Consider the following 21,570-nt stretch of genomic DNA (forward strand, 5'->3'; position numbering starts at 1 on the left):
TACTATATTTTATAGTAATTAAGTTTATCCAAGGACTCACTCAAGGCCGGTACATATTCTTCGATGAACATGTCCACCTCTGGCATATTTAGAGCTTTCAACTTGGCCAAAATCGTATCGTGCGCCTCCTTGAATTCATCATTGCCCGCATGTAATTCATTAACGCATTTCATATAGGCGGACAAGGTATCGGCAGCTTTCACAATCGACCATTCAGGCAATGTTTCAGCATCTACAATATACGGTTTATAAACGGATTGCAATCTTTTCGGCAATGTGCTTAACATTTTTTCTTGCGCTAAGGTTTCCACCTCGCCATACAAAGAACGAAGCTTAGGATCAAAGTATTTAATAGGCGTCGGCATATCCCCTGTAAAGATTTCACTCACCTCATGGTACATGGCAATGACGGCCACCTTGTTAATATCTAAATTTCCACCGAAATATTCATTTTTAAGAGCCGCCAAATTATGGGCTACCATGGCTACCTCAAGGCTGTGTTCTTGAATATTTTCTGTTTCCGTATTGCGCATCAAGCTCCAACGGTTAATAAAGCGCATCCGTTTTAAAAAAGCAAAAAATGAACTCATACATATCCCCCTTACAATGAAGGTCCCACCAGAAGGTAGGACCTTTTATAGTATGTATAACTAAATAGTTATGATATTAAATGACACCGCGTAATTTAAAGCCATAGTCTAGGAACTGAACGGCCTCATTCCAACGGTTGTCATCATTGAGCATCACCACAATCATAGTATGCCCATTTCGCGTAGCCGATGCGATTAAACATTCACCAGCCGCATTTGTAAAGCCCGTCTTTAAGCCATTAGCACCAGGATATTTATTACGGATAAAATGGTTTGTAGTGCGAATCGTTTCAGGCGCACGGTTTTGATAAGGCACCTTATAGTAATCATTGGCCACCTTATCGCGGAACATTTGATATTTCATCCCATAAGCTGCAATCAAAGCCAAATCTCGTGCCGTCGAATGATGACCCATTTGGGTCAATCCATGAGGGTTGAGGAATACGCTGTTTTTAGCCCCCGCCTTAGCAGCTATGCGATTCATATCCTTCGCAAAATTTTCTACAGACCCACTTACGTTCTCTGCCACCACTACGGCCGCATCATTACCAGATGCTACCATCATACCTTCAAGAACACCTTCCAAGGTGATTTGGTCGCCTACTTGTATACCAAGATTAGATTCTTCCATGCTCGTCGCATAGGGACTAATCGTAGCTAACTCATCTAATTGTGTTCCTTTTAACTCAAGTGCTGTTAATAAGGTTACCATTTTCGTAGTACTTGCCGGATGCATCCATTTATCGGGATTCTTGGCGAATAAAATCTCCTTATTATCCGCATCAATGAGTACTACTGCTTCACCAATGGTAGATGGTGGCGTAGGTGCAGTACCATGAGCAACAGTACCTAAGAGCATGGCACCTATGAAAGCTAACGCCAATATAAAACGTTGCCATACTAAGTGCCTATGCATTATTAAATCTCTCATATCAATCTCTTTCTACATATTATTAACTTGTAAATTCATGATTTATCAGATTTCTTGATTCGTGGTAGTTACTTTTTTCTTAGTTTCTTTAATTTCATCTGTAGCAGTATCTGCATTTTGTATATATACAACACGTTGTGGATATGGAATATCTATACCATGCTTATCAAAAGCATCTTTTACATCGGACATAATACTATATCGAACCTCAAGAAACTGACTAGTTTTAACTTCTGCAAACGCAGAAATACGCACAGAGTTATCACCAAATTCAGAAATACCAATCTCCATATATTTAGCATTTAGAATACGTTTATCCTTGGCAAAAACGTCCTTTAAAATTCTGATTGCTTCATGATGATCATTGTTATAGCCAATATCAAAAACAAACGGAATCATTCGTTCAGTCATATAGGAATAATTCGTTACTGATTGAGATGTAAGAATCGAATTTGGTATGTACACCCGTTTCTGATCCTTTGTAGTGATAATGGTATTCATAAACTGTATGGATGTAACGCTACCTGTAATGTCCCCAACCTCAATATAGTGTCCAGCGCGAAATGGTTTAAATATTAAAATCAATAATCCAGATGCCAAGTTTGACATATTATTTTGTAATGCCAAGCCGATACCTAAACCAAAGGCACCAAAGGCAGCCACAAAGGATGTAGTAGGAACACCAATTTGATTAAGACAGATTAATAATAAACCTACAAGCAATACATAATTAATAATTTGAGATACAAAGCCCATTGCGGCAGTATCATAGTTGGCCCGTGTCATAACACGAACAGCAAGAGTTTTAATCCACCGAATAATATAGCGGCCTACCAAAAATATAATAAGAGCAAGCAAAATATTGCCGGCTTGGCTAAAAAACCATTCTCTTAATTTTAACAATACATTGGCATCTTTAAATAACAGCTCTGATGCGGTTGCTAAGAATTCGTACATGTATACCCCCACAATGCTTAAGGTGACTTACTCAAATCTATGGTAAACATATGATATAATTTCACATGTAAATATTATGTATTATAAACAACTTATATGAAGATAATAAAATATTATCTTTTATTATAGCTTTATATTCTATATCTAACAATGATAAACTAGGGAGTCCTATATGTCTAATAATCCATATACAGCGCCAGATGAATTAATAACAGGCGGTCATGTCACTAAAGAATGCAACTCTGTAACCGTACTCTTTGACGACATTCACTATTCCTTAAGCAGCGGTCAACTAAATGGAGGCTTTCACCATACATTAGGTGTACGCAATCAACAATTAACCTACCATATTGAAACAGAAAAGGATTTACCAGGTGGCTCTGTAGCAAACTATTTAGCTCAAGAATTTGAGCATATCGATGTGCCTGTACATTTCAGCACTGCACTGTTAACCTCTGCTACACCATCCCTTCATGCGTACACAATGGTACAAGAAAGTGATACAATCGTTGAAACCATTGTCACTGGTGGTTATAAGAAAACGGCCCATCGTGCAGGTACAGGTTATTGTTATGAAGAAAAAGATGGTGAATTCCACACCCCTGGCACAATTAATATCCTCGTATTTACCAACAAGGCCTTAACAGATAGTGCGATGGTGAAAGCCATCATGACGATTACCGAGGCTAAAACAGCAGCATTACAAGATTGGAAGGTAGAAAGTACCAAGGACTTCCACAAATACAATACACATATAGTTCACAGTTTAGCAAAAGAAACGAATACCTCCGCTACTGGAACTGCTACAGATGGCATCATCTTAACCATCAATGCAAATGGCGATGTATTAACTGATGCAGGATCCTATTCCCTATTCGGCGACACATTAGCCAAAGCTGTATACCTAGGTGTACAACGAGCATTAGAAAATGCCATCGGTACCGAATGATTTATACAAGCAAAAGGCCCTTTGTGAATAATCACAAAGGGTCTTTTTATATCTGTCTCATCCGCATACAATCGCTTGTAAAGGTTAGTATTCTTTAAAGATTCGTTCCAAATCCTTGCAAGTGCGTTCCTTTTGTAAGGCCAACATCAACAAGATACGAGCCTTTTGAGGTGACAAGCTATCACATACAAAATAGCCTGCCTCCACATCTTGGGGAACCTTAGATACTATACCACTTCCCGTTCTGGATGCGCGTACAACAGGTATTGGTAAATTGGATGTTACCTTGCGGATAGGTTCTGGTATCGTACCATGGCCTAAGCCAGCTAAGATCAAACCCGATGGGTTCGTTGCCACTATGGCAAGCCCCATAATTTCTTCGATACCTGCATAACAGGTTAAGATTTCAACACGTGGTAAGTCATCGTCCTCTGGCAAGCCAAACTCAGATTCCATCGTATGCTTACGCAACGGACACATATAGTATTGGGCTATACCATCTTGTACAATACCAAGATGACCTGCATTAGGACTACCAAAGGTTGCCACGTTAGTTGTATTCATTTTCGTTACATCACGAGCACCATCAATATAGCCATTCATAACTACCAGTACGCCCTTATTATATGATTCTGGTGTTCGAGCCACTTGTATAGCTTGCAACAAATTAATAGGGCCATCGGCACTGATAGCTCCTGCTGGACGCATCGAACCAGTTATAACGATAGGCTTATCAGTATGGACAGTAAGATGCAAAAAGTACGCAGTTTCCTCCATACTATCCGTGCCATGTGTAATAACAACACCCGCAATATCATCATTATCCACACATTTTTGTACTAATTTTGATAGACGGACCCATTGAAATAGCGTTATATCTGAACTTTCAATATTACAAAATTGATTGCACACAAAAGGTCCATAATCTCTAACGCCAGGTACAGAGGATATAATTTCTTCTAAGGGCAATACACCTGCTGTATACCCCGTCAAATCAGTATCCGAAGCACCTTGTCCCGCAATGGTACCACCAGTACCAATGATTGCAATTTTCTTAGTCATCTTATCCTCCTATAGGTATCATAATGTAGAAGGTTTAAAGGAAGGCATTAATTCGAGTTTATGCCGATTAATTCGTTGTAGATAATCAATGCGCTCCTTCGTTTGTATATCTTCAATTTCGCCGGTTCGAATATATCGATCGAGAACGGCATAGGTAAATCCTAGTTTATCCTCATCAGATTGACCACTGAGCCCATCACTAGGCGTTTTGTCTACTAAATGACGCGGAATATCCAAAAGGCGTCCAATTTGACGCACCTCTTCAACCACGAGATTCGCCAATGGACTAAAGTCACCCGCTGCATCGCCAAACTTGGTAGAGTAGCCCACATAGTCTTCAGAGCCATTACATGTATTAGCAACACGTGCACCATGTGGCAAATTTTGACCTACCGCATATAATGTGGCCATCCGCAAACGAGGTGGCGTATTGATTTCTGCATCTCGCGCTAAAGCTGTACGGCCCGTTACATTGGAAAAGCCCTCTCCTTGTACAATGGCCTTCGTTAATGCACGATAGGCATTACCAATATTCACAATCATATAGGGGATACCAAGATGCGCCACCACCTCTTTTGCATCATCTATATCGGATTGTACATCATTTGGCATAAGGACGCCTACAACGCGTTCTGCACCAAGCGCCTCCTTACAAAGAGCGGCTACTACACTAGAATCCTTACCGCCCGAAATGCCGACTACAGCGGAGCATGCAGGTCCATTTTGTTCAAAATAGTCCCGAATCCACGCCACTAATTCCTCTTTTGTTCGTTCTGGATGTGTAAGCATAGGCCCTCCTATTTTTTACGACCAATACGATTCAATAAGTCCATCTTCATATGGTAATAGTCAGGGCTCATATCTAGATAGTGACGATGTGGATTTTCAAAGCGCTGTTCTTCCGGCCAAATCTCATGAGTTAATTGTTCTTGTACATAGGCGCGTATCGATTCCAATGTTGGGGATGGTACGATTTGCTCGCCCCCTTTAATCATGAGTTCCTGCATATTTTTAAATGTACAGTTTTCATAATACAATTCTCTCCACGGTTTTTCTGGATCGATATAACGATATGGTTTGTCTGTGGATGGCACTTCGCCAGGTAATGTCAATAATTCAGCAATAGCGCGACCATCTTCATTATAAACGCGATATACCTGTTTCAATCCAGGATTGGTAATCTTTTCCACAGACTCAGAAATCTTAATGCGCGGTTCCCATACGCCGCCTTTTTCAACGCCTGCAATCTTGTATACAGCGCCGAATACAGGATCCGTTTTCGACGTAATCAATCGTTCCCCCACGCCAAAGATATCAATAGGGCCACCTTGATTTAATAAGGATGAAATCGTATATTCATCAAGGCTATTAGATGCCATGATCTTGCAATCATTCATCCCCGCATCATCGAGCATACGACGCGCTTGCTTAGCTAAATATGCTAAGTCACCAGAATCGAGGCGGATACCTTTTAATCGATGACCATTCGGTTCCAAAATATCCTTGGCAACCTTAATGGCATTTGGTACACCCGATTCTAATACATTATAGGTATCCACCAAGAACACAGCGCTGTCCGGATACACTTCAGCATAGGACTTGAATGCTTCATATTCAGAATCGTGGTACATAACCCAACTATGTGCCATGGTACCATTTACAGGAATCCCAAATTGTTGTCCCGCTAGAACTGTGGCAGTCCCATTGACACCGCCTATGAAAGCCGCCCGCGCACCATATACAGCAGCATCTACATTGTGAGCGCGACGAGCCCCAAAATCGGATACAATGCGCCCATCAGCGGCGCGCACGATGCGGTTCGCCTTTGTAGCAATAAGCGATTGATGATTAATCATGGTAAGCACTGCTGTTTCCACAATTTGTGCGTCGATAAGAGGTGCTACGATGGTCATAATCGGCTCATTAGGATATATAATGGTACCTTCTTTGAAGGCATATACATCACCGGTAAATTTGAAGTTGCGCAAATACTCTAAAAATTCATCACTAAATAAATGCAATGATTTAAAATACGCCATATCCTCCTCATCGAAATGAAGATTCAAAATGTATTCTAAAACTTGTTCCAATCCGCCAAAGATAGCAAATCCACCTTTGTCCGGATTGCGACGGTAAAATACGTCGAAGGCAACGCGGTCTGTATTGTCTTGTTTCGTAAAGTACCCATGAGCCATGGTCATCTCATAGAGATCCATAAGCATACTAATGTTGCGACGTTCATGTTGCATACTTTCACCATCCTATATAAATAAAAGGTATATAATACAGCGCGTTCGTTATACATTACGCATGATACTATTATAAACTATATACATCGTCTTTTCTATTCATAGTACATGTGATATAACTATATTATAGATAATAATTACTTATTAACTAATGAATAAACATGAATAATCTCATAGCAACTAAGATAATTAGAATTATATGGGATATATTTTCAGAATGAGAGGTGCCAAATGGACGCAATCGTTCAAGCAAAACGCGTATTAGAAATATTTAAAGAAATGAGCCAAATCCCACGTGGATCTGGCAACGAAAAGGGCATTAGCGATTACATTGTCAATTTTGCTCACAATTTAGGTCTCGAAGCTACACAAGATAGCGAATGGAATGTAGTCATCAAAAAACCAGCTACACCTGGCTATGAAAATCGTCCATCCGTCATCCTTCAAGGTCATATCGATATGGTATGCGTAAAAGGTCATGATTCCAACCATGATTTTACAAAAGATCCAATCGCCAACATCATCGAAGGTGAATGGATGCACGCCGATGACACTACATTGGGTGCAGATAATGGCATGGGCGGCGCTATGATTTTAGCAGTCCTAGAAGATAAGAACCAACAACATGGTCCACTACAAGTATTGTTCACAACTAACGAAGAAACAGGTATGGATGGTGCTGCAGCGGTAAAAGAAGGTCAAGTAACAGGTGACTATCTAATCAACTTAGACACTGAAGTGGAACATGAGTTCTGCGTGAGCTGCGCTGGCGGCTGCCACGTTAATGTATCCATCCCACTATTGCGCGAAAATAATCTACCTGGTTATGATGCAGGGCTTTCACTAACTGTAAAAGGTTTAAAGGGTGGTCATTCCGGTATCGAAATCATCGAACAACGAGCTAATGCAAACCAAGTACTTGCTCGCGTTCTTTATGATTTAGAAAAACAATATTCCTTTAATCTAGCTTCTTTCGTAGGTGGCGTTAAACATAATGCGATTCCATCTAAAGCGGTTGCAACCATGTCTGTACGCAACGATGATATAGAAGCGATTAAGACCCTTATCAAATTCTACGAAAAAGAATACAAACATGAATTTGCAATCAAAGATCCTGATTTAACATTCGTAGTGGAAGAAATTCCTACACCGGCAACAGTGTATGCTGATGATACAGCAGAAGCCTTAATTTCCTACCTCTATCTTGCAGAAGATGGTGTTCACTCTATGAGTCAAACCATCGAAGGGCTTGTAGAAACATCAGATAATCTCGCTATCGTTTCTGAAGGCACACATACGATAGACATCCTCGTATCAGTTCGTAGCTCTAATAAAAACAGCTTAGAATACTTAACTAAAAAATTATTACTCCTTGCTGATACATTAGGTGTTTCTGCTACCCGCAGCGGTGGTTATCCTGCATGGGAATACGATAAAGGCTCTAAACTAGAAGAACAAGTTATCGCACTTTACAATACCATGTCCGACACCCCTGCCCGCGTGAATGCAGTCCATGCAGGCCTAGAATGTGGCTTATTAAAGAATGTTTTACCAAATACTGAAATGATCAGCTTTGGTCCAACAATCATCAGCCCACATACAAATATGGAACGCGTACATCTACCTTCTGTAGAACATGTATATGTATTCCTTAAAGCATTACTAGAAAAATTACAATAATTTTTCAAAGTTTTACAAAATAATATTTATTCAAATAAGCGTATGTACTCATATATATCCTATGAGGCATACGCTTTTTTTGTAAAGTCAACGTTATAAATATATAAACATGTTCACATATACTCATATTAGTATAATATTATCAATTTTTCTTATAAATCGCTTATTACTTAACTTTGTGAACTATTGTTCATACCCTTATGGGTATTTTTATATGTTATGTAAGAGTAGTATACTATGTTTACATTTACAAGGGAGGCGTATTATGATACCAATTACGATCATATCCGGATTCTTAGGAGCCGGAAAAACAACGTATCTACAACATATATTAAACTGTCGTAACACCAATGAACGTATATTAATTATAGAAAATGATTTTGGTGAAACCAGTCTTGATGCAAAGCAATTATCCACATCGGGCGCAACTGTACGTGAAGTAACATCCGGTTGTATTTGCTGCAGTCTCCAAGGCAACTTTAAAAATGCCCTAATCGATATTCTATCTACGCAAGATATCGATCAAATCTATATAGAGCCATCTGGGGTGAGCAAATTAAGTGAAATTTTATATACTTGTGACGATGACGATATCACCAGTAAAGCCTATATCAGCATGATTATTACAATCGTAGATGCTATGCAGGCACCTATGGCAATTAAGAACTTTGGTCCCTTCTTTAAAGACCAAATAAAACACTGTTATGCTATTCTACTTACTCACATAGAGGATGAAAAACAGGTTGAAAAAGCAAAACAACTCATCGTTGAATTAGCACCACATACACCAATTTATACCGATGTAGATGCACTTCAACAGGATATACACCAACTAAAATCTAATACTCATAAGGCACATGAACATGATTCCGAAACCTGCAGTTGCCATACATGTAACGACAGTGAGGATTACAACGGTGCTCACCACAACAATCACAGTCATCATGGCCATGACGGCCACCATCATGAGCACCAACCTTTTGTGAGCTATACATTCCATAATCTACAAACCCTCACTCATACGCAATGGATTGATTTTTGTAATAAATTACCGTCTACAGTACTACGTGTTAAAGGTATCGTTCCTACCACTTCAGGACCTATGGAATTACAATACACCCTCCAATCCTGTTCTCTTACAGATACGCACTTAAAGGACTACCACCTAGTTGTTATTGGCACCGATATAGACATTTCATCCATACAGGAGAAAGTGTGTAGTGCATCATGATTCCTGTATATATCGTAATGGGCTTATTAGGCTCTGGTAAAACCTCCCTAATCAATGTAGAGCTACGAGAACGAAAGAAACTTGGCTCTACAGAAATTATCAGCTTTGAAACAGGTAATACAGAGTTTATAAAAAAGCCTTTATCGATTGAGCCAGATGATATAGAAGAAAATCTACATCATGTAGTACAACAGATACAGGATTATCTCTCTACGACAACGCCGAAAGAAATATGGGTTGAATGGAATGGCATGTTTTCATTTCAACAATTAGAACGCATCTTCTTCAATTCAATTCTAAAAGAATTCTGTCATCTAGAACGCGTCATCTACACAGCAAACAGCAACAGTATAACATCTATGATACAGGCACTAGGGGATAGAGTTGTATCGCAACTATACAGCGCCGATTATATTATGTTATATGCGAATGATACGACACAAACCAAAGCAGTAAAGAAACTCTTACAATCCTACAATCCGGAATGTTCCATATTAGTCAATCCCACTACAAAAGACATCCACAATAAACTAACTAAACCGATATGGCCATGGTCGTTGTACGGTATTGTGGCTATATTGACATTATATATATTACTGGTCACTGTATTCCGTCATAGCATTTCCTATTCCATCCATCAAGTTTTGGCCATTGCATCAGGCATCATTTTTGAAGGGATACCGTTTTTATTGTTAGGAACCATCATTTCTTCTGCTATCACACTATTGGTACCTGATCGTTGGCTAATGCGTTATCTGAAAGCAGACTCTATTAAAAGCTATGGCATCGCCATTGGTAGCGGTCTTGTATTACCTATCTGCGATTGTGCTACTATTCCTATGTTTAATGCATTATTAAAGCGTGGTATCCCTCAACATATAGGATTATTGTTTATGCTCGCAAGTCCTATTATGAACCCCATCGCATTATTAGCAACCTATTATGCATTTCCAGAGACGCCACAAATAATACTAGCTCGCATAATTGGTGGTATATTAATCGCATGTATGGTGGCCCTCACATTTAAATGGAAACCACACAAATTATCTACCATCACTAACAATTTACCTCAGCCAAAAGATTATCAGTATGGTTCACCAAATCAAGAAGGCAATAAAAAGAAAATCTTTCTATTGCACGTAGAGCGTGAATTCAGTCAATTACTTATTTACTTCTCTGCAGCAGCTTTCACATTAGCCCTATTCCAAGTATGGATAAAACCTACCTTCTTTTCTGGTTCACTCGATGTAGCCACACCTATTGCTAATGCATTATTACTAGCTTTAGCTTTCCTCTTCTCCCTATGTTCTACATCAGATGCCATTATAGGCCGTTCGTTAAGCAATTTATTTCCTATATCAGCAGTTCTTGGTTTCCTATGGTTAGGTCCTATGATTGACATCAAAAACGTATATATGTTACGTCAGTATATCTCAACATCATTTATACTTCGTTTAGTTATTACTATTAGTATTATTACGTATATCATGACATTGCTATTTCAATTTTTATTTAATGTATAAGGAGAACAGACTATGTTATCAGAACTACGAAACAAAGATATACTCAGTGTCATCAAGGGTCTGCTATATACGGCATTAGGTATTAGTTTTTTATATCTACTCATTACGGGCCAATATAAATTATATGTGGCTCCTCGATATGAATTATTTTTACTCTTAGCAGGTATAGCACTGTTATTGGGAGGCATTATTTCAATCCTTTGGTCCCCAAATAAACAATATAAACATAATTGGCGCTCTATTACACCAATCATAATTCCTCTTGTGTTATTTGTGGTTCCACCAATTTTATCGCCTAATTCTGTACAAGTAACTGGAAATACGGCCGCCACAGAAGATACTAATGATTTTAATTTTTCTCAAGACGATATTGGCGAAGTTATTACAATCAATAATGAGGCCAAAGATCCTGGCATTTCAAAATCTAAAAAGGAAATCGTATTAAACTCGGATAACTATTATCGCACCATCGTTGCACTCGGTTCTAAACCAGAGGAATATGTAGGGTACAAAATCTATATGACAGGTTATGTTAACCGAGAAGACAATACATTAAAATCCAATGAGTTTACACTTTCACGTATGGCCATGGCTTGCTGTATTGCAGACGTCGCCCCTATTGGTCTAACAATGCATAAGAATGATGGGGATTCTTATAGCAATAAACAATGGGTAACCATAGAAGGCACTGTAGCCACACGAGACTTTCACGGGCGCAAGCAACCATACATAGAAATCAACAAAACAAAAGATGCACAAGAAATTTTAGGATATGTATATCCATAGCATAGTAAAAGGGCTACCACAAATGTGATAGCCCTCTATTACTATTTTGTATATATTATCGCAAATGGCCTATAATACGTTTCCCCATCACAGCAGCTACAGCACATAAAAATACGTCAGGCCCAACAGGAATCAAGAAACAAGACCAAATAACAGCCCACCAACCAATAGGTGTCCCTAAATATACATTCATTATCATATATAAATAGATCATGCCAAAACCATATACAATGAGAAGATTGATAATAGCACCAATGAGCAATGTTTTAACAGAATGTGTTGGTGAAAGCTCACTGAAGCGCCCCACCACATAGGCGCCAACCATGAATCCAATCAAATAACCAAATGTAGGTTGCAATACATAGCCTGGCCCGCCGCCAGATGTAAACACAGGTACACCGATAAGTCCCAATATAATATAGATCCCTACACTAATGGCACCGAGGCGGCTGCCTAATATAATACCAGCCAGTGTAGTAAATAAAATCTGCAGTGTAAATGGACAGTTTGGAAGTGGCACACGAATAAATGCACCGGCTGTAATTAATGTTACAAATAAGGCTGTCATTGTCAACTCTCTTGTGCTGAGACGTCGATTGGAAATGGAACTCATGGTATACCTCCATTAATAGAATAAAAGAAACCTATCTAAACAAACTACATATCTATTCAAGGTTATTAAACCATTCCATTTTATTTATGTCAACCGTATATGCCAGTATTAAGTTTACATTATGCAAAATATGCAAATAAAAAAGAGGATATACATAATGTATGTCGAATATATTATGTATATACCTAAAAATAAGTATATAGTTTTATTTTTCATTTTATATTCATTTTGTGATATTAAATTATGTATAAGTAGATTGAGTAAAATCTACTTGCACAATTGCTTTTGAGCAAAATCCTTTTATGGAGGTAATTAACATGAAAAAAGTAAATAATTTGTCTAAAGTATTATGTGCTCTTGGCGTAAGTACTGTATTGATTGCAGGCGTAGCATCTGCAGCGTCTACTTACCCAGCTCCTAGTTCCTGGAATGGTGTTGGTAGCGTAGCATCTCCAATGCAAAGTAGCGAAATCGACTACGTAGGCGCTGTTACTACATTACATCGCTACTATCCAGATGCAATGGTAACTTCTATCTCCTATGATGCAAAACATCATCCAACTTACGAAGTAGAAGCATATACTAAGACACAAAAAGTGGAAATGAAAATCGATGAAGCAACAGGTCAAGTTGTTTCCAATCAAGCAAAATCCATTAGTGCATGGAACAAATTAAAGAAATCTCACAGCTTTAATCCACAAAACTCCATCACACCAGAATCTGCTGAAACAAGAGCTATCGAACGCGTAGGCAGCGATTTCCAAACAATGGAATGGGAATTGGAAATGGACGGCAACAAACTTGTCTACAAACTAGACATGACTAACGGCGGCGACAAAAAAGCAGACGTTAAGATCGATGCTATTTCCGGTAAAGTTCTCAGTGCTAAAGTAAAAACTACAAAATACTAAGCATAACCCATATATTATATAGATACACCTAACCACTATATAATATATCTCTCCAATTTCTTAACACACTCATAAAACTAAACACTCATAAAAACTATACACACATAAAACAAACCCTTTTAAACACACATATACACATATTAAAAGACCTTGAATCGTTGAATTCAAGGTCTTTTTCTTTGGGTTATAGGACAAAAAGGCTGTACCAAATTATGTCACGACATCTTGGTACAGCCTCTTATTACAAGGTTTTCTTTTTATGTTCTATAGGTTTTTGGAATTATGCTTTAAGGAGTTTAGAAGTTAAGATTAAGCTTTATCCAATGCTTGAGAAAGATCATCGATAATATCATCAATATTTTCAAGACCAACAGACAAGCGGATCATATCTGGTGTTACGCCAGCAGATTTTTGTTGTTCTTCGTTAAGTTGTGCATGTGTTGTAGATGCAGGGTGAATAACAAGAGATTTAGCATCCGCCACATTAGCAAGGTTAGAGAAGATTTGCAATGCATCAACCAATTTAATGCCTGCCTCTTTGCCGCCTTTTACGCCGAATGTGAATACTGCACCAACTCCTTTAGGGAAGTATTTATCAGCTAATGGTTTATATTTACTATCTGCAAGTTCTGGATAGTTAACCCAAGCAACTTTAGGATGTTTGCTCAAGAAATCAACTACTTTACGAGCATTTTCTACGTGACGTTCTACACGCAAGGACAATGTTTCGATACCTTGCAAGATTTGCCATGCTGCTAAAGGCGTAATGCATGCGCCTGTATCGCGAAGCAATTGAGCACGAATTTTTACGGTGAAAGGAATTGGTAAGTCACCATATACTAGACCGTTGTAGTGTTCGTCCCCTTCAGCAAAGCTAGGATATTTACCAGATGCTTTATAGTCGAATTTACCAGATTCTACAACTACACCAGCCAATGTTGTACCATGACCACCAAGATATTTAGTAGCAGAGTGAACGACTACGTCTGCACCATGTTCTAATGGACGGAACAAGTATGGGGATGCGAATGTATTATCTACGATTAAGATAATATTATGTTTATGTGCAATATCAGCTACTGCTTGAACATCGATAAGGTTAATGCCAGGATTACCGATAGTTTCGATATATACAGCTTTTGTGTTGTCATCAATAGCTGCTTCAAACTCTTCCAAATTGTCAGGATTAACGAATTTAGTTTCGATACCCAAACGAGGCAATGTAGCAGTGAATAAGTTATATGTACCACCATACAATGTAGATGCAGCAACAATATTATCACCTGCGCTTGCTACATTCAAAATGGAGTATGTAATCGCTGCAGAACCAGATGCTACAGCAATACCACCAGCACCACCTTCAAGTTGAGCTACACGCGCATCCAATACGTCAGTAGTAGGATTGCCAAGACGAGAATAAATACCACCAGGATTAGTCAAAGCAAAACGGCCAGCTGCTTCCTCTGCATCTTTAAATACGAAAGATGTCGTTTGGTAAATAGGTACTGCACGGGAACCTGTTGGATCCACGGTATGACCTGCATGTAATTGTAATGTTTCAAATTTATATTGTTTGCTCATTAAATTCAACTCCCATTCATCTAAAGGAATAAACTTCATTTCTTATACCTATTATATTACTATGTATTAAAAAATATGTCTACCACTTTTTATAATACATTCTCCATAACTATAAGCTATAGCAAAAATTTTGGTGCCTATCTATGTACCGGTAAACCAAATCAATTCCCAATGGCTCCACCGGCCGGGTCTGACTCCGGCCTGCGGCCTCCGCAGGGCCAAAGTCGCCCTTGGAAACCGATTTGGTTTTCTTCATATATAACATATTCAAAGGGCGCCAAAATTTGGGTGCCTTCAACTTAAAGTTCGAGATGAGAAGAACCTACCAGTTCTCAAAACGACTTCGGGCTCTACTAAAATTTGGGTGCATCTTAAAATTATAGCTGATATGGAAAGAACCGAATGCGTTCCCAAAGACGACTTTGGCCCTGCGTAGGCCGTAGGCCGGAGTCAGACCCGGCCGGTGGAGTCTTTGGGAACACATTCGGTTCACTTACATACTCTGCATTTAAATATAAGCACCAAAATTTTTATCTCGTTCAAACTTCATTTTCTGAATTTGTTCAATAATATATGGTGTTTCTTGGTATACGTAATAGTTCAACCAATTCGTAAATAGCAATGTGCTTACGGAACGCCATCTTACGATTGGTTTTTGTTTTGGATCATCATCAGGGAAATAGTTTTCTGGTACCGCAATGTCTTCACCTTTAGCAAGGTCTCGTACATATTCGCGATTGAGTGTATCCCAATCGTACTCGGAGTGACCAAAAACAAAGATGTGTTTATTATCTAAGCTTCGTACGATGGCAGCCCCAGTTGGTTCAGAACCAGCTAACAATTCTAATTCCCTATGTGCTTTAATTTGCTCTAATGAAACTGTAGTATGGCGGGAGTGCGGCATCCAGAACTTTTCATCAAAACCTCGTAAGAGAACCGGTTGGTCGTTATAGATATCATGTTCATAAACGCCGAACAATTTAGTATCCATAATTTGTTTATTAATGCCGAAATGATGGTACAGGCCAGCCTGTGCGCCCCAACAAATATAGAACGTGGAGCATACGTGTTCTTCACTCCAATCCATAATTTCTACAAGCTCATCCCAATAGTCAACCTCTTCAAAAGGCATCAACTCTACAGGAGCACCGGTAATAATCAAGCCATCAAAACACTCATCTTTAACTTCGTCAAAGGTACGGTAAAAAGTCTCTAAATATTCTTCATCTACATTCTTAGATTTTCGAGATGCTGTATGTAATAAAGTTAAGTTTACTTGCAATGGGCTATTACTAAGAGCGCGAAGGATTTGTGTTTCCGTAACCTCTTTTGTAGGCATCAAATTGATAAGCAAAATATGAAGCGGACGAATTTGTTGTGTTTCCGCTCGTTCCGTATCCATTACAAAGATATTCTCTTGTGCTAACTTTGTTATAGCCGGTAAATTCTTAATAACTTTAATCGGCATTGTGAAACCTCCTAAAACCCTTTAGCGACATAAGCGCGACGCAATGCCTCTAAACCTTCTGTCAATATTGCACGAGGACAGGCAACATTGATGCGTTCAAACTTTTCACCATCTTTACCAAACATGGAGCCACTATCCAGCCATAGCTTTGCATCATTAAGTAGCCACCGTTCACGTTCTTCTGGTGTCAATGGCAGTTCAGAGCAATCAAACCACATGAGATACGTACCCTCAGGTCGATACATGTGAAGCTTTGGCAAATGTTCCTTAAAATAATCAAGGGTATATTGAATATTCCCTTGAATGTATCCCTTTAATTCATCAAGCCATGGTCCACCCACTTCATAAGCACCTTGGCAACCTACAAGTCCCATCGTGTTCAATTGACTATAGCCTGCACGGTCGATTTCTTTGACAAATCTACGACGCAAGGAATCATTAGGGATGAAAATATTAGATACTTGTAAACCTGCAATATTAAAGGACTTACTAGGTGCTGTACAAACGATGCAATGCTCCGCATAGCTTTCACCAAGATTAGCAAAAACAGTATGCTTGTGACCATCCCATACGAAATCCGCGTGAATTTCATCGCTAATAATAATAACATTATGTTTAATACAAATATCACCAAGACGTTTTAACTCATCTTCGCTCCACACGCGGCCCACAGGATTATGCGGATTACAAAGCAAGAATAATGTTACATTATGCTCAACAATAGCGCGTTCTACGCCTTCAAAATCGATTGTATATGTATCTGCCCCTTGAATTAAAGGAACGTTAATCAAATTACGATCATTATCATCGATGACCATGCTAAATGGATAGTATACAGGTTGATTAATGAGTACGCCTTCCCCTTCCTTTGTGAAAGCACGCACTGCCATAGCAAGAGCAAATACAACGCCCGGAGTTTTTACGAGCCATTTTTTATCTATATTCCAATTAAAACGACTAGCGAACCATTCTTTTAGTACATTGAAATATGCATCATCAGATTCCGTATATCCGAAAATACCATGATTAACGCGATCTAACAAGACTTGCTTTAATTCACTAGGAATTTCAAAGTCCATATCCGCTACCCAAAATGGTAATACATCAGCAGGTTTACCACGTTGTACAGCAAAATCATATTTTAGAGACTTTGTATGTTTGCGATCTACGATTTTGTCAAAATTATATCGGCCCATAATAGCCTCCTTTTATTTATTGAAAGCTTGTGCTAAATCAGCAATCAAATCATCTGTGTCTTCAATGCCAACAGACAAGCGCAACAAGCGACGTGTAATCCCTTTGCGTTCCGCATCTTCAGGTTTTAAATCTGGATGTGTTTGTGTAACAGGATATGTCAACAAGGATTCGGTGCCGCCTAAACTTTCAGCAAATTGAATCAATTGAATACCTTCTAACACTTGTTTAGCGGTCTCTTCACTATCTACTTCAAAGGACAACATACCACCAAAGCCAGTAGTTTGAGATTTGTTCACTTCATAGCCTGGATGTTCTGGAAGTCCAGGGAATAATACCTTTGTTACCTTCGGTTCTTGTTTCAACCATTCTGCGAGAGCGATGGCATTCTTTTGATGCTGTTCCATACGGAGCGCCAAAGTTTTGATGCCACGAATGACAAGCCAGCTATCAAAGGCAGATAAACACGCGCCTACTGTCTTATAAATAAGGCGCAATTGAGCTGCCAATTCATTATCTTTTACAATGGTAAATCCAGAAATTACATCATGATGACCACCGATAAATTTAGTCCCACTATGGACAACAATATCTGCACCAAGATGTAATGGTTTTTGGAAATAAGGGCTTAAAAATGTATTATCTACAATAACAAGTGCATTACGATCATGTGCCATTTTACTCAACGCACGTACATCGGTAATTTCCATCATCGGATTTGTAGGCGTTTCAATGTACACAGCTTTAGTGTTTGGTTTAAAAGCCGCTTGCACTGCATCAAGATCAGATGTACCTACATAGGTAAATTCGACACCATTCTTTTCGTAGATATTAGTAAATAATCGAATGGATCCACCATACAAATCATCCCCTAAAATAACATGATCTCCAGGGGAAAACAAATGGAATACTGCATCAACAGCAGCCATCCCCGAAGAAAAAGCGATTGCATCAGTACCTTCTTCAAGTCCTGCAATTAATGTTTCAAGGCGATCACGAGTTGGGTTAGACTCACGTGTATATTGAAATCCTGTTGTTTCACCTAAACCAGGATGTGTAAATGTACTGGACATATAAATGGCTGGAGAGATGGCCCCTGTACTATCCGGTCTACCACTACCGTGAACACATTTTGTATTAAACTTCATCGTATCGTCTCCTTATATATCTGATGAGATATGTTTCTATCTGCAAACTACAACTGTAGATAATATAATTCCTGTATTTAACTAGGAAATAATAATCCCACTACGAAACTATAGTATTATAATATATCTATTATAAAAAAGTACGCTGTGCTTAGTCAATTAAAAAGGCTTGTCATATAGCTGAATACGTCTATTGAGTCATATGTATTTTGAATGAGTTGTCATAACTTTTAGTTTACATACAATAAAGGTCTGTGAAAATGCAATTTTGCTCATTTTCACAGACCTTCTATTTTAATCCTGATGCTCTATACATATATTCAATTCGCTAACATCCAATCCACTAGTAACCATAATACAACTAACACCACTATAAGTATTATAGTCAATGGTGTAGATGGCGTCGCATCAATAAATCCATATTTATGTGCCATTTGCTTTGTAATGACTTCTACCCCTGTTGGATTTCCAAACCGGTTAGCCGCGGTCTTTCCAGGCAAGGCCATTAATATTAATACTGCCGGAATCCCGACAAAAGGAATGAGTCCCAATAGAACAGGCCACCCAGACCAACCAAGATCATGTAAACGTCGAACAGCAACGGCTACACCTGGTATGATAAATCCAATCGACAAAATAAAAAGGACTACCAAACCTAGTCCAACGCCCGTTGTCCCCGATACAGGTGTTACACAACTAATAGCAGCACATATAAATAATATAATGGCTATAATTAATTGGTATACAAGCATAAAATGCCAGTATTCACTGCGACTAGCACGGCCCTCAAAATCCGCATATTTATGAACCACACAGTGTTTAAAATTTTCTATAAAACCCAATTCATAGGCATCAAGTGGTAATGGAATATTTTTCATATACCCACAATACGGGCAATAACGCTCTGAACTAGGTATTCTTTGTCCACACTTTGGACAAGCACGCATGCCGAACCTCTTTCTACAATATGATTTACATAATACTTAGTATCTAATTCGAATTATTTAGTTTCATCTATTATTCATTTTACAATATTTTTCAATATAGTCAATAAATCCACATTTAAACTTTCATAAAATTTTCATATAAAAAGAACCTCGTCTTACCAAATGGTAAAACGAGGTTTGACTAGAACATGCCTCTAGCATTAAAGGATACCCATGCACTTTCAACAAACTGCTGGGTAAAAATCCAAACGTATAAAATAATAGCCACCGCACCCATCAAAATATCTTCTCTTACAGTAGGCGTATGCTCTAGGCCTAACTGTTGCTCCATAACAGGTGTAACACAGGTATACCCTGTTTTTCCCCCATACACATTCATGGATACGTCACCTTTTTTCACAAGATTAGATAAGAGCACAAAGATACCAACAATAGGAATAAATACTAAAAGAAATGTTAATCCGCTCTTTCCAACATCATGCAATCGACGACAGGTAATAGCAAGACTGGGTAGAAAAAATACGAGCTGTAATATGACGAGCAGCACCATTGCATAATCACTAGCAGCCGATGTATTGCCGAGCACCATATCTACGATAAGACCGAAACCAGCTAGCCCGTCTAAAATAATTTCTCGGCACACCATAAAGCGCCAAAATTCACTGCGGCTAGCACGGCCAGAAAAGGTAACATATTGCTTGAATCCACGTTTAAGGGCATCCATATAACTTACATCATATATCATATTCTGATTCATAGGCCCTCCTTATCGCTCTTCATATTTTTGATCGTACGGCACGATCGACTCAATACGCCACGTATCATGCTCATATATCATCTTGACGAACATTTGATTAGGATAGGCTTTATCTGTGAAAGTCAGCTCAAAGGAAATATGATCTACATCGTCATCATCTCTCAACACAGCTTGTAAACGAAGCGAAGACATTTGACGATTATGAGTAGCTTTAACAGATTTAACCCATTGATCATAGGTGCCATATTTTTCACGTTCTCGATGAGCTAATAAACGATATGCCGCTTGATATTGTTCCTTATTAAGATATGTATAATAATTTATTACAACCTGTTTAGCAGATTCAACAGCTGTACTACTACCTAAGGTCTTTTGTGCCATAATCATAAACGCACCAGGTTGCATCTGTAAATACGCATCGATTTCCTTATCTGCAGCAGAGGAAAAACTATATATCCCAATACCCCAGCTAACAATAGTAAGAAAAACAGCAGCAATAATACTTATTTTCCCATATGATGTATGAGATGCATTGCTTAATATACCTAGGTTTTGCGGATTATCCACCGCGTTATCGCTAAATAAATCTATTTCTTCAAAGGATTCAACTGAGCTTTCAATAATAGGATGTTTCTTTGTACCTCGCAGCAATAATACGATAACGATTAGAATGCCTATATAGGGAATAAAGCCTAACAGCAAAAGCCATTCGCTATTATTTGTATCATGTAAGCGACGTACCATAGCACCCAAATTAGGCAATGTAAGAGCCATAATCGAAATAAACCACAGCGCAAAAACTATGCCTATTGTATATATAAATAGGGCACTATACAGGGACAGTAAACCTAGCACGGCTAAGCAAACACCAACAATCAAATGTTCAACGAGCATAAATCGCCAAAATGCGCCCCGAGAAATGGTGCCAGAAAAATCACAATACCGATCTATAATATTATCTTTTATTGTATCAATTACTAATTGTCGTATCAT

Annotated in this window: 20 protein-coding genes; 6 read left to right on the plus strand and 14 right to left on the minus strand. The window is 38.6% G+C overall.

All coding sequences use genetic code 11. The features are described 5' to 3' along the window. Positions 1-2: 2 nt before the first annotated feature. From yfbR to HMPREF1477_RS04945, 3 genes are all read right to left on the minus strand, one after another. A complete protein-coding gene (gene yfbR / locus HMPREF1477_RS04935) occupies positions 3-590 on the minus strand; it encodes a 5'-deoxynucleotidase (RefSeq protein WP_005375498.1) in 588 nt (195 codons plus the stop codon). Positions 591-666: 76 nt separating this feature from the next. After that, entirely contained in the window at positions 667-1,521 is an 855-nt protein-coding gene (locus HMPREF1477_RS04940) for a D-alanyl-D-alanine carboxypeptidase family protein (protein WP_016476029.1), read from the minus strand. Between the two features lie 45 nt (positions 1,522-1,566). Next, positions 1,567-2,478 carry a mechanosensitive ion channel family protein gene (locus tag HMPREF1477_RS04945; protein WP_016476030.1) on the minus strand — a complete coding sequence of 304 codons (912 nt, stop codon included), beginning with the start codon at positions 2,476-2,478 and terminating at the stop codon, positions 1,567-1,569. A gap of 172 nt (positions 2,479-2,650) precedes the next feature. Between HMPREF1477_RS04945 and HMPREF1477_RS04950 the strand changes: the two genes are divergently transcribed. Continuing rightward, positions 2,651-3,427 (plus strand): adenosylcobinamide amidohydrolase, encoded by a 777-nt coding sequence (locus HMPREF1477_RS04950; protein WP_016476031.1) that lies wholly within the window; start codon positions 2,651-2,653, stop codon positions 3,425-3,427. Positions 3,428-3,511: 84 nt separating this feature from the next. Here the strand turns inward: HMPREF1477_RS04950 and HMPREF1477_RS04955 are convergent, their stop codons facing one another. From HMPREF1477_RS04955 to HMPREF1477_RS04965, 3 genes are read right to left on the minus strand one after another with little or no spacing between them, the layout of a single operon-like run. Continuing rightward, complete coding sequence (locus tag HMPREF1477_RS04955; RefSeq protein WP_005382081.1) at positions 3,512-4,489, minus strand: asparaginase; 978 nt, start codon at positions 4,487-4,489, stop codon at positions 3,512-3,514. 18 nt (positions 4,490-4,507) lie between these two features. Then, positions 4,508-5,278, minus strand: a complete 771-nt coding sequence (nadE, locus tag HMPREF1477_RS04960) for an NAD(+) synthase (protein WP_016476032.1) — start codon at positions 5,276-5,278, stop codon at positions 4,508-4,510. Positions 5,279-5,286: 8 nt separating this feature from the next. Continuing rightward, complete coding sequence (locus HMPREF1477_RS04965; protein ID WP_016476033.1) at positions 5,287-6,738, minus strand: nicotinate phosphoribosyltransferase; 1,452 nt, start codon at positions 6,736-6,738, stop codon at positions 5,287-5,289. Positions 6,739-6,969: 231 nt separating this feature from the next. Between HMPREF1477_RS04965 and HMPREF1477_RS04970 the strand changes: the two genes are divergently transcribed. From HMPREF1477_RS04970 to HMPREF1477_RS04985, 4 genes are all read left to right on the plus strand, one after another. Continuing rightward, positions 6,970-8,418, plus strand: coding sequence for an aminoacyl-histidine dipeptidase (locus HMPREF1477_RS04970; protein ID WP_016476034.1), 1,449 nt, complete (start codon positions 6,970-6,972; stop codon positions 8,416-8,418). Positions 8,419-8,683: 265 nt separating this feature from the next. Continuing rightward, complete coding sequence (locus HMPREF1477_RS04975; protein WP_016476035.1) at positions 8,684-9,649, plus strand: GTP-binding protein; 966 nt, start codon at positions 8,684-8,686, stop codon at positions 9,647-9,649. Further along, positions 9,646-11,172, plus strand: coding sequence for a permease (locus HMPREF1477_RS04980; RefSeq protein ID WP_016476036.1), 1,527 nt, complete (start codon positions 9,646-9,648; stop codon positions 11,170-11,172). Before HMPREF1477_RS04975 ends, HMPREF1477_RS04980 begins: the two co-directional genes overlap by 4 nt. Before the next feature lie 12 nt (positions 11,173-11,184). Then, entirely contained in the window at positions 11,185-11,958 is a 774-nt protein-coding gene (locus tag HMPREF1477_RS04985) for a TIGR03943 family protein (RefSeq protein WP_016476037.1), read from the plus strand. Positions 11,959-12,013: 55 nt separating this feature from the next. On the opposite strand, the gene HMPREF1477_RS04990 is transcribed toward HMPREF1477_RS04985, so the two are convergent. Continuing rightward, a complete protein-coding gene (locus tag HMPREF1477_RS04990; protein ID WP_005375383.1) occupies positions 12,014-12,571 on the minus strand; it encodes a biotin transporter BioY in 558 nt (185 codons plus the stop codon). Positions 12,572-12,888: 317 nt separating this feature from the next. Here HMPREF1477_RS04990 and HMPREF1477_RS04995 point away from each other — a divergent pair, with 317 nt between their 5' ends. Next, positions 12,889-13,482 carry a PepSY domain-containing protein gene (locus HMPREF1477_RS04995; protein WP_016476038.1) on the plus strand — a complete coding sequence of 198 codons (594 nt, stop codon included), beginning with the start codon at positions 12,889-12,891 and terminating at the stop codon, positions 13,480-13,482. 309 nt (positions 13,483-13,791) lie between these two features. Here the strand turns inward: HMPREF1477_RS04995 and HMPREF1477_RS05000 are convergent, their stop codons facing one another. The 7 genes from HMPREF1477_RS05000 to HMPREF1477_RS05030 form a co-directional block, all read right to left on the minus strand. Continuing rightward, positions 13,792-15,063: an O-acetylhomoserine aminocarboxypropyltransferase/cysteine synthase family protein gene (locus tag HMPREF1477_RS05000; protein WP_038148077.1), complete on the minus strand. Its 1,272-nt coding sequence runs from the start codon at positions 15,061-15,063 to the stop codon at positions 13,792-13,794. A gap of 508 nt (positions 15,064-15,571) precedes the next feature. Next, a complete protein-coding gene (gene metA / locus HMPREF1477_RS05005) occupies positions 15,572-16,531 on the minus strand; it encodes a homoserine O-succinyltransferase (RefSeq protein ID WP_005381637.1) in 960 nt (319 codons plus the stop codon). An 11-nt stretch (positions 16,532-16,542) separates the two neighbouring features. Further along, the gene (locus HMPREF1477_RS05010) at positions 16,543-17,727 is read right to left on the minus strand and encodes a MalY/PatB family protein (protein ID WP_016476040.1); all 1,185 of its coding nucleotides are present in this window, start codon (positions 17,725-17,727) and stop codon (positions 16,543-16,545) included. 12 nt (positions 17,728-17,739) lie between these two features. After that, positions 17,740-18,873 (minus strand): PLP-dependent aspartate aminotransferase family protein, encoded by a 1,134-nt coding sequence (locus HMPREF1477_RS05015; protein ID WP_016476041.1) that lies wholly within the window; start codon positions 18,871-18,873, stop codon positions 17,740-17,742. Positions 18,874-19,193: 320 nt separating this feature from the next. After that, on the minus strand, positions 19,194-19,820 hold the full coding sequence (locus tag HMPREF1477_RS05020; protein ID WP_016476042.1) for a DUF805 domain-containing protein: 627 nt from the start codon (positions 19,818-19,820) through the stop codon (positions 19,194-19,196). Between the two features lie 181 nt (positions 19,821-20,001). Beyond that, the gene (locus HMPREF1477_RS05025; RefSeq protein ID WP_005381610.1) at positions 20,002-20,577 is read right to left on the minus strand and encodes a DUF805 domain-containing protein; all 576 of its coding nucleotides are present in this window, start codon (positions 20,575-20,577) and stop codon (positions 20,002-20,004) included. A 9-nt stretch (positions 20,578-20,586) separates the two neighbouring features. Further along, complete coding sequence (locus HMPREF1477_RS05030; protein WP_016476043.1) at positions 20,587-21,570, minus strand: DUF805 domain-containing protein; 984 nt, start codon at positions 21,568-21,570, stop codon at positions 20,587-20,589.

The sequence above is a fragment of the Veillonella sp. HPA0037 genome, from assembly GCF_000411535.1.
Taxonomy (GTDB): domain Bacteria; phylum Bacillota; class Negativicutes; order Veillonellales; family Veillonellaceae; genus Veillonella; species Veillonella atypica.

Excerpts from the sequence above, each read along its gene's own strand:
- yfbR (WP_005375498.1), bottom strand. The coding sequence starts at position 590 with ATGAGTTCATTTTTTGCTTTTTTAAAACGGATGCGCTTTATTAACCGT.
- HMPREF1477_RS04940 (WP_016476029.1), bottom strand. The coding sequence starts at position 1,521 with ATGAGAGATTTAATAATGCATAGGCACTTAGTATGGCAACGTTTTATA.
- HMPREF1477_RS04945 (WP_016476030.1), bottom strand. The coding sequence starts at position 2,478 with ATGTACGAATTCTTAGCAACCGCATCAGAGCTGTTATTTAAAGATGCC.
- HMPREF1477_RS04950 (WP_016476031.1), top strand. The coding sequence starts at position 2,651 with ATGTCTAATAATCCATATACAGCGCCAGATGAATTAATAACAGGCGGT.
- HMPREF1477_RS04955 (WP_005382081.1), bottom strand. The coding sequence starts at position 4,489 with ATGACTAAGAAAATTGCAATCATTGGTACTGGTGGTACCATTGCGGGA.
- nadE (WP_016476032.1), bottom strand. The coding sequence starts at position 5,278 with ATGCTTACACATCCAGAACGAACAAAAGAGGAATTAGTGGCGTGGATT.
- HMPREF1477_RS04965 (WP_016476033.1), bottom strand. The coding sequence starts at position 6,738 with ATGCAACATGAACGTCGCAACATTAGTATGCTTATGGATCTCTATGAG.
- HMPREF1477_RS04970 (WP_016476034.1), top strand. The coding sequence starts at position 6,970 with ATGGACGCAATCGTTCAAGCAAAACGCGTATTAGAAATATTTAAAGAA.
- HMPREF1477_RS04975 (WP_016476035.1), top strand. The coding sequence starts at position 8,684 with ATGATACCAATTACGATCATATCCGGATTCTTAGGAGCCGGAAAAACA.
- HMPREF1477_RS04980 (WP_016476036.1), top strand. The coding sequence starts at position 9,646 with ATGATTCCTGTATATATCGTAATGGGCTTATTAGGCTCTGGTAAAACC.
- HMPREF1477_RS04985 (WP_016476037.1), top strand. The coding sequence starts at position 11,185 with ATGTTATCAGAACTACGAAACAAAGATATACTCAGTGTCATCAAGGGT.
- HMPREF1477_RS04990 (WP_005375383.1), bottom strand. The coding sequence starts at position 12,571 with ATGAGTTCCATTTCCAATCGACGTCTCAGCACAAGAGAGTTGACAATG.
- HMPREF1477_RS04995 (WP_016476038.1), top strand. The coding sequence starts at position 12,889 with ATGAAAAAAGTAAATAATTTGTCTAAAGTATTATGTGCTCTTGGCGTA.
- HMPREF1477_RS05000 (WP_038148077.1), bottom strand. The coding sequence starts at position 15,063 with ATGAGCAAACAATATAAATTTGAAACATTACAATTACATGCAGGTCAT.
- metA (WP_005381637.1), bottom strand. The coding sequence starts at position 16,531 with ATGCCGATTAAAGTTATTAAGAATTTACCGGCTATAACAAAGTTAGCA.
- HMPREF1477_RS05010 (WP_016476040.1), bottom strand. The coding sequence starts at position 17,727 with ATGGGCCGATATAATTTTGACAAAATCGTAGATCGCAAACATACAAAG.
- HMPREF1477_RS05015 (WP_016476041.1), bottom strand. The coding sequence starts at position 18,873 with ATGAAGTTTAATACAAAATGTGTTCACGGTAGTGGTAGACCGGATAGT.
- HMPREF1477_RS05020 (WP_016476042.1), bottom strand. The coding sequence starts at position 19,820 with ATGCGTGCTTGTCCAAAGTGTGGACAAAGAATACCTAGTTCAGAGCGT.
- HMPREF1477_RS05025 (WP_005381610.1), bottom strand. The coding sequence starts at position 20,577 with ATGAATCAGAATATGATATATGATGTAAGTTATATGGATGCCCTTAAA.
- HMPREF1477_RS05030 (WP_016476043.1), bottom strand. The coding sequence starts at position 21,570 with ATGATACGACAATTAGTAATTGATACAATAAAAGATAATATTATAGAT.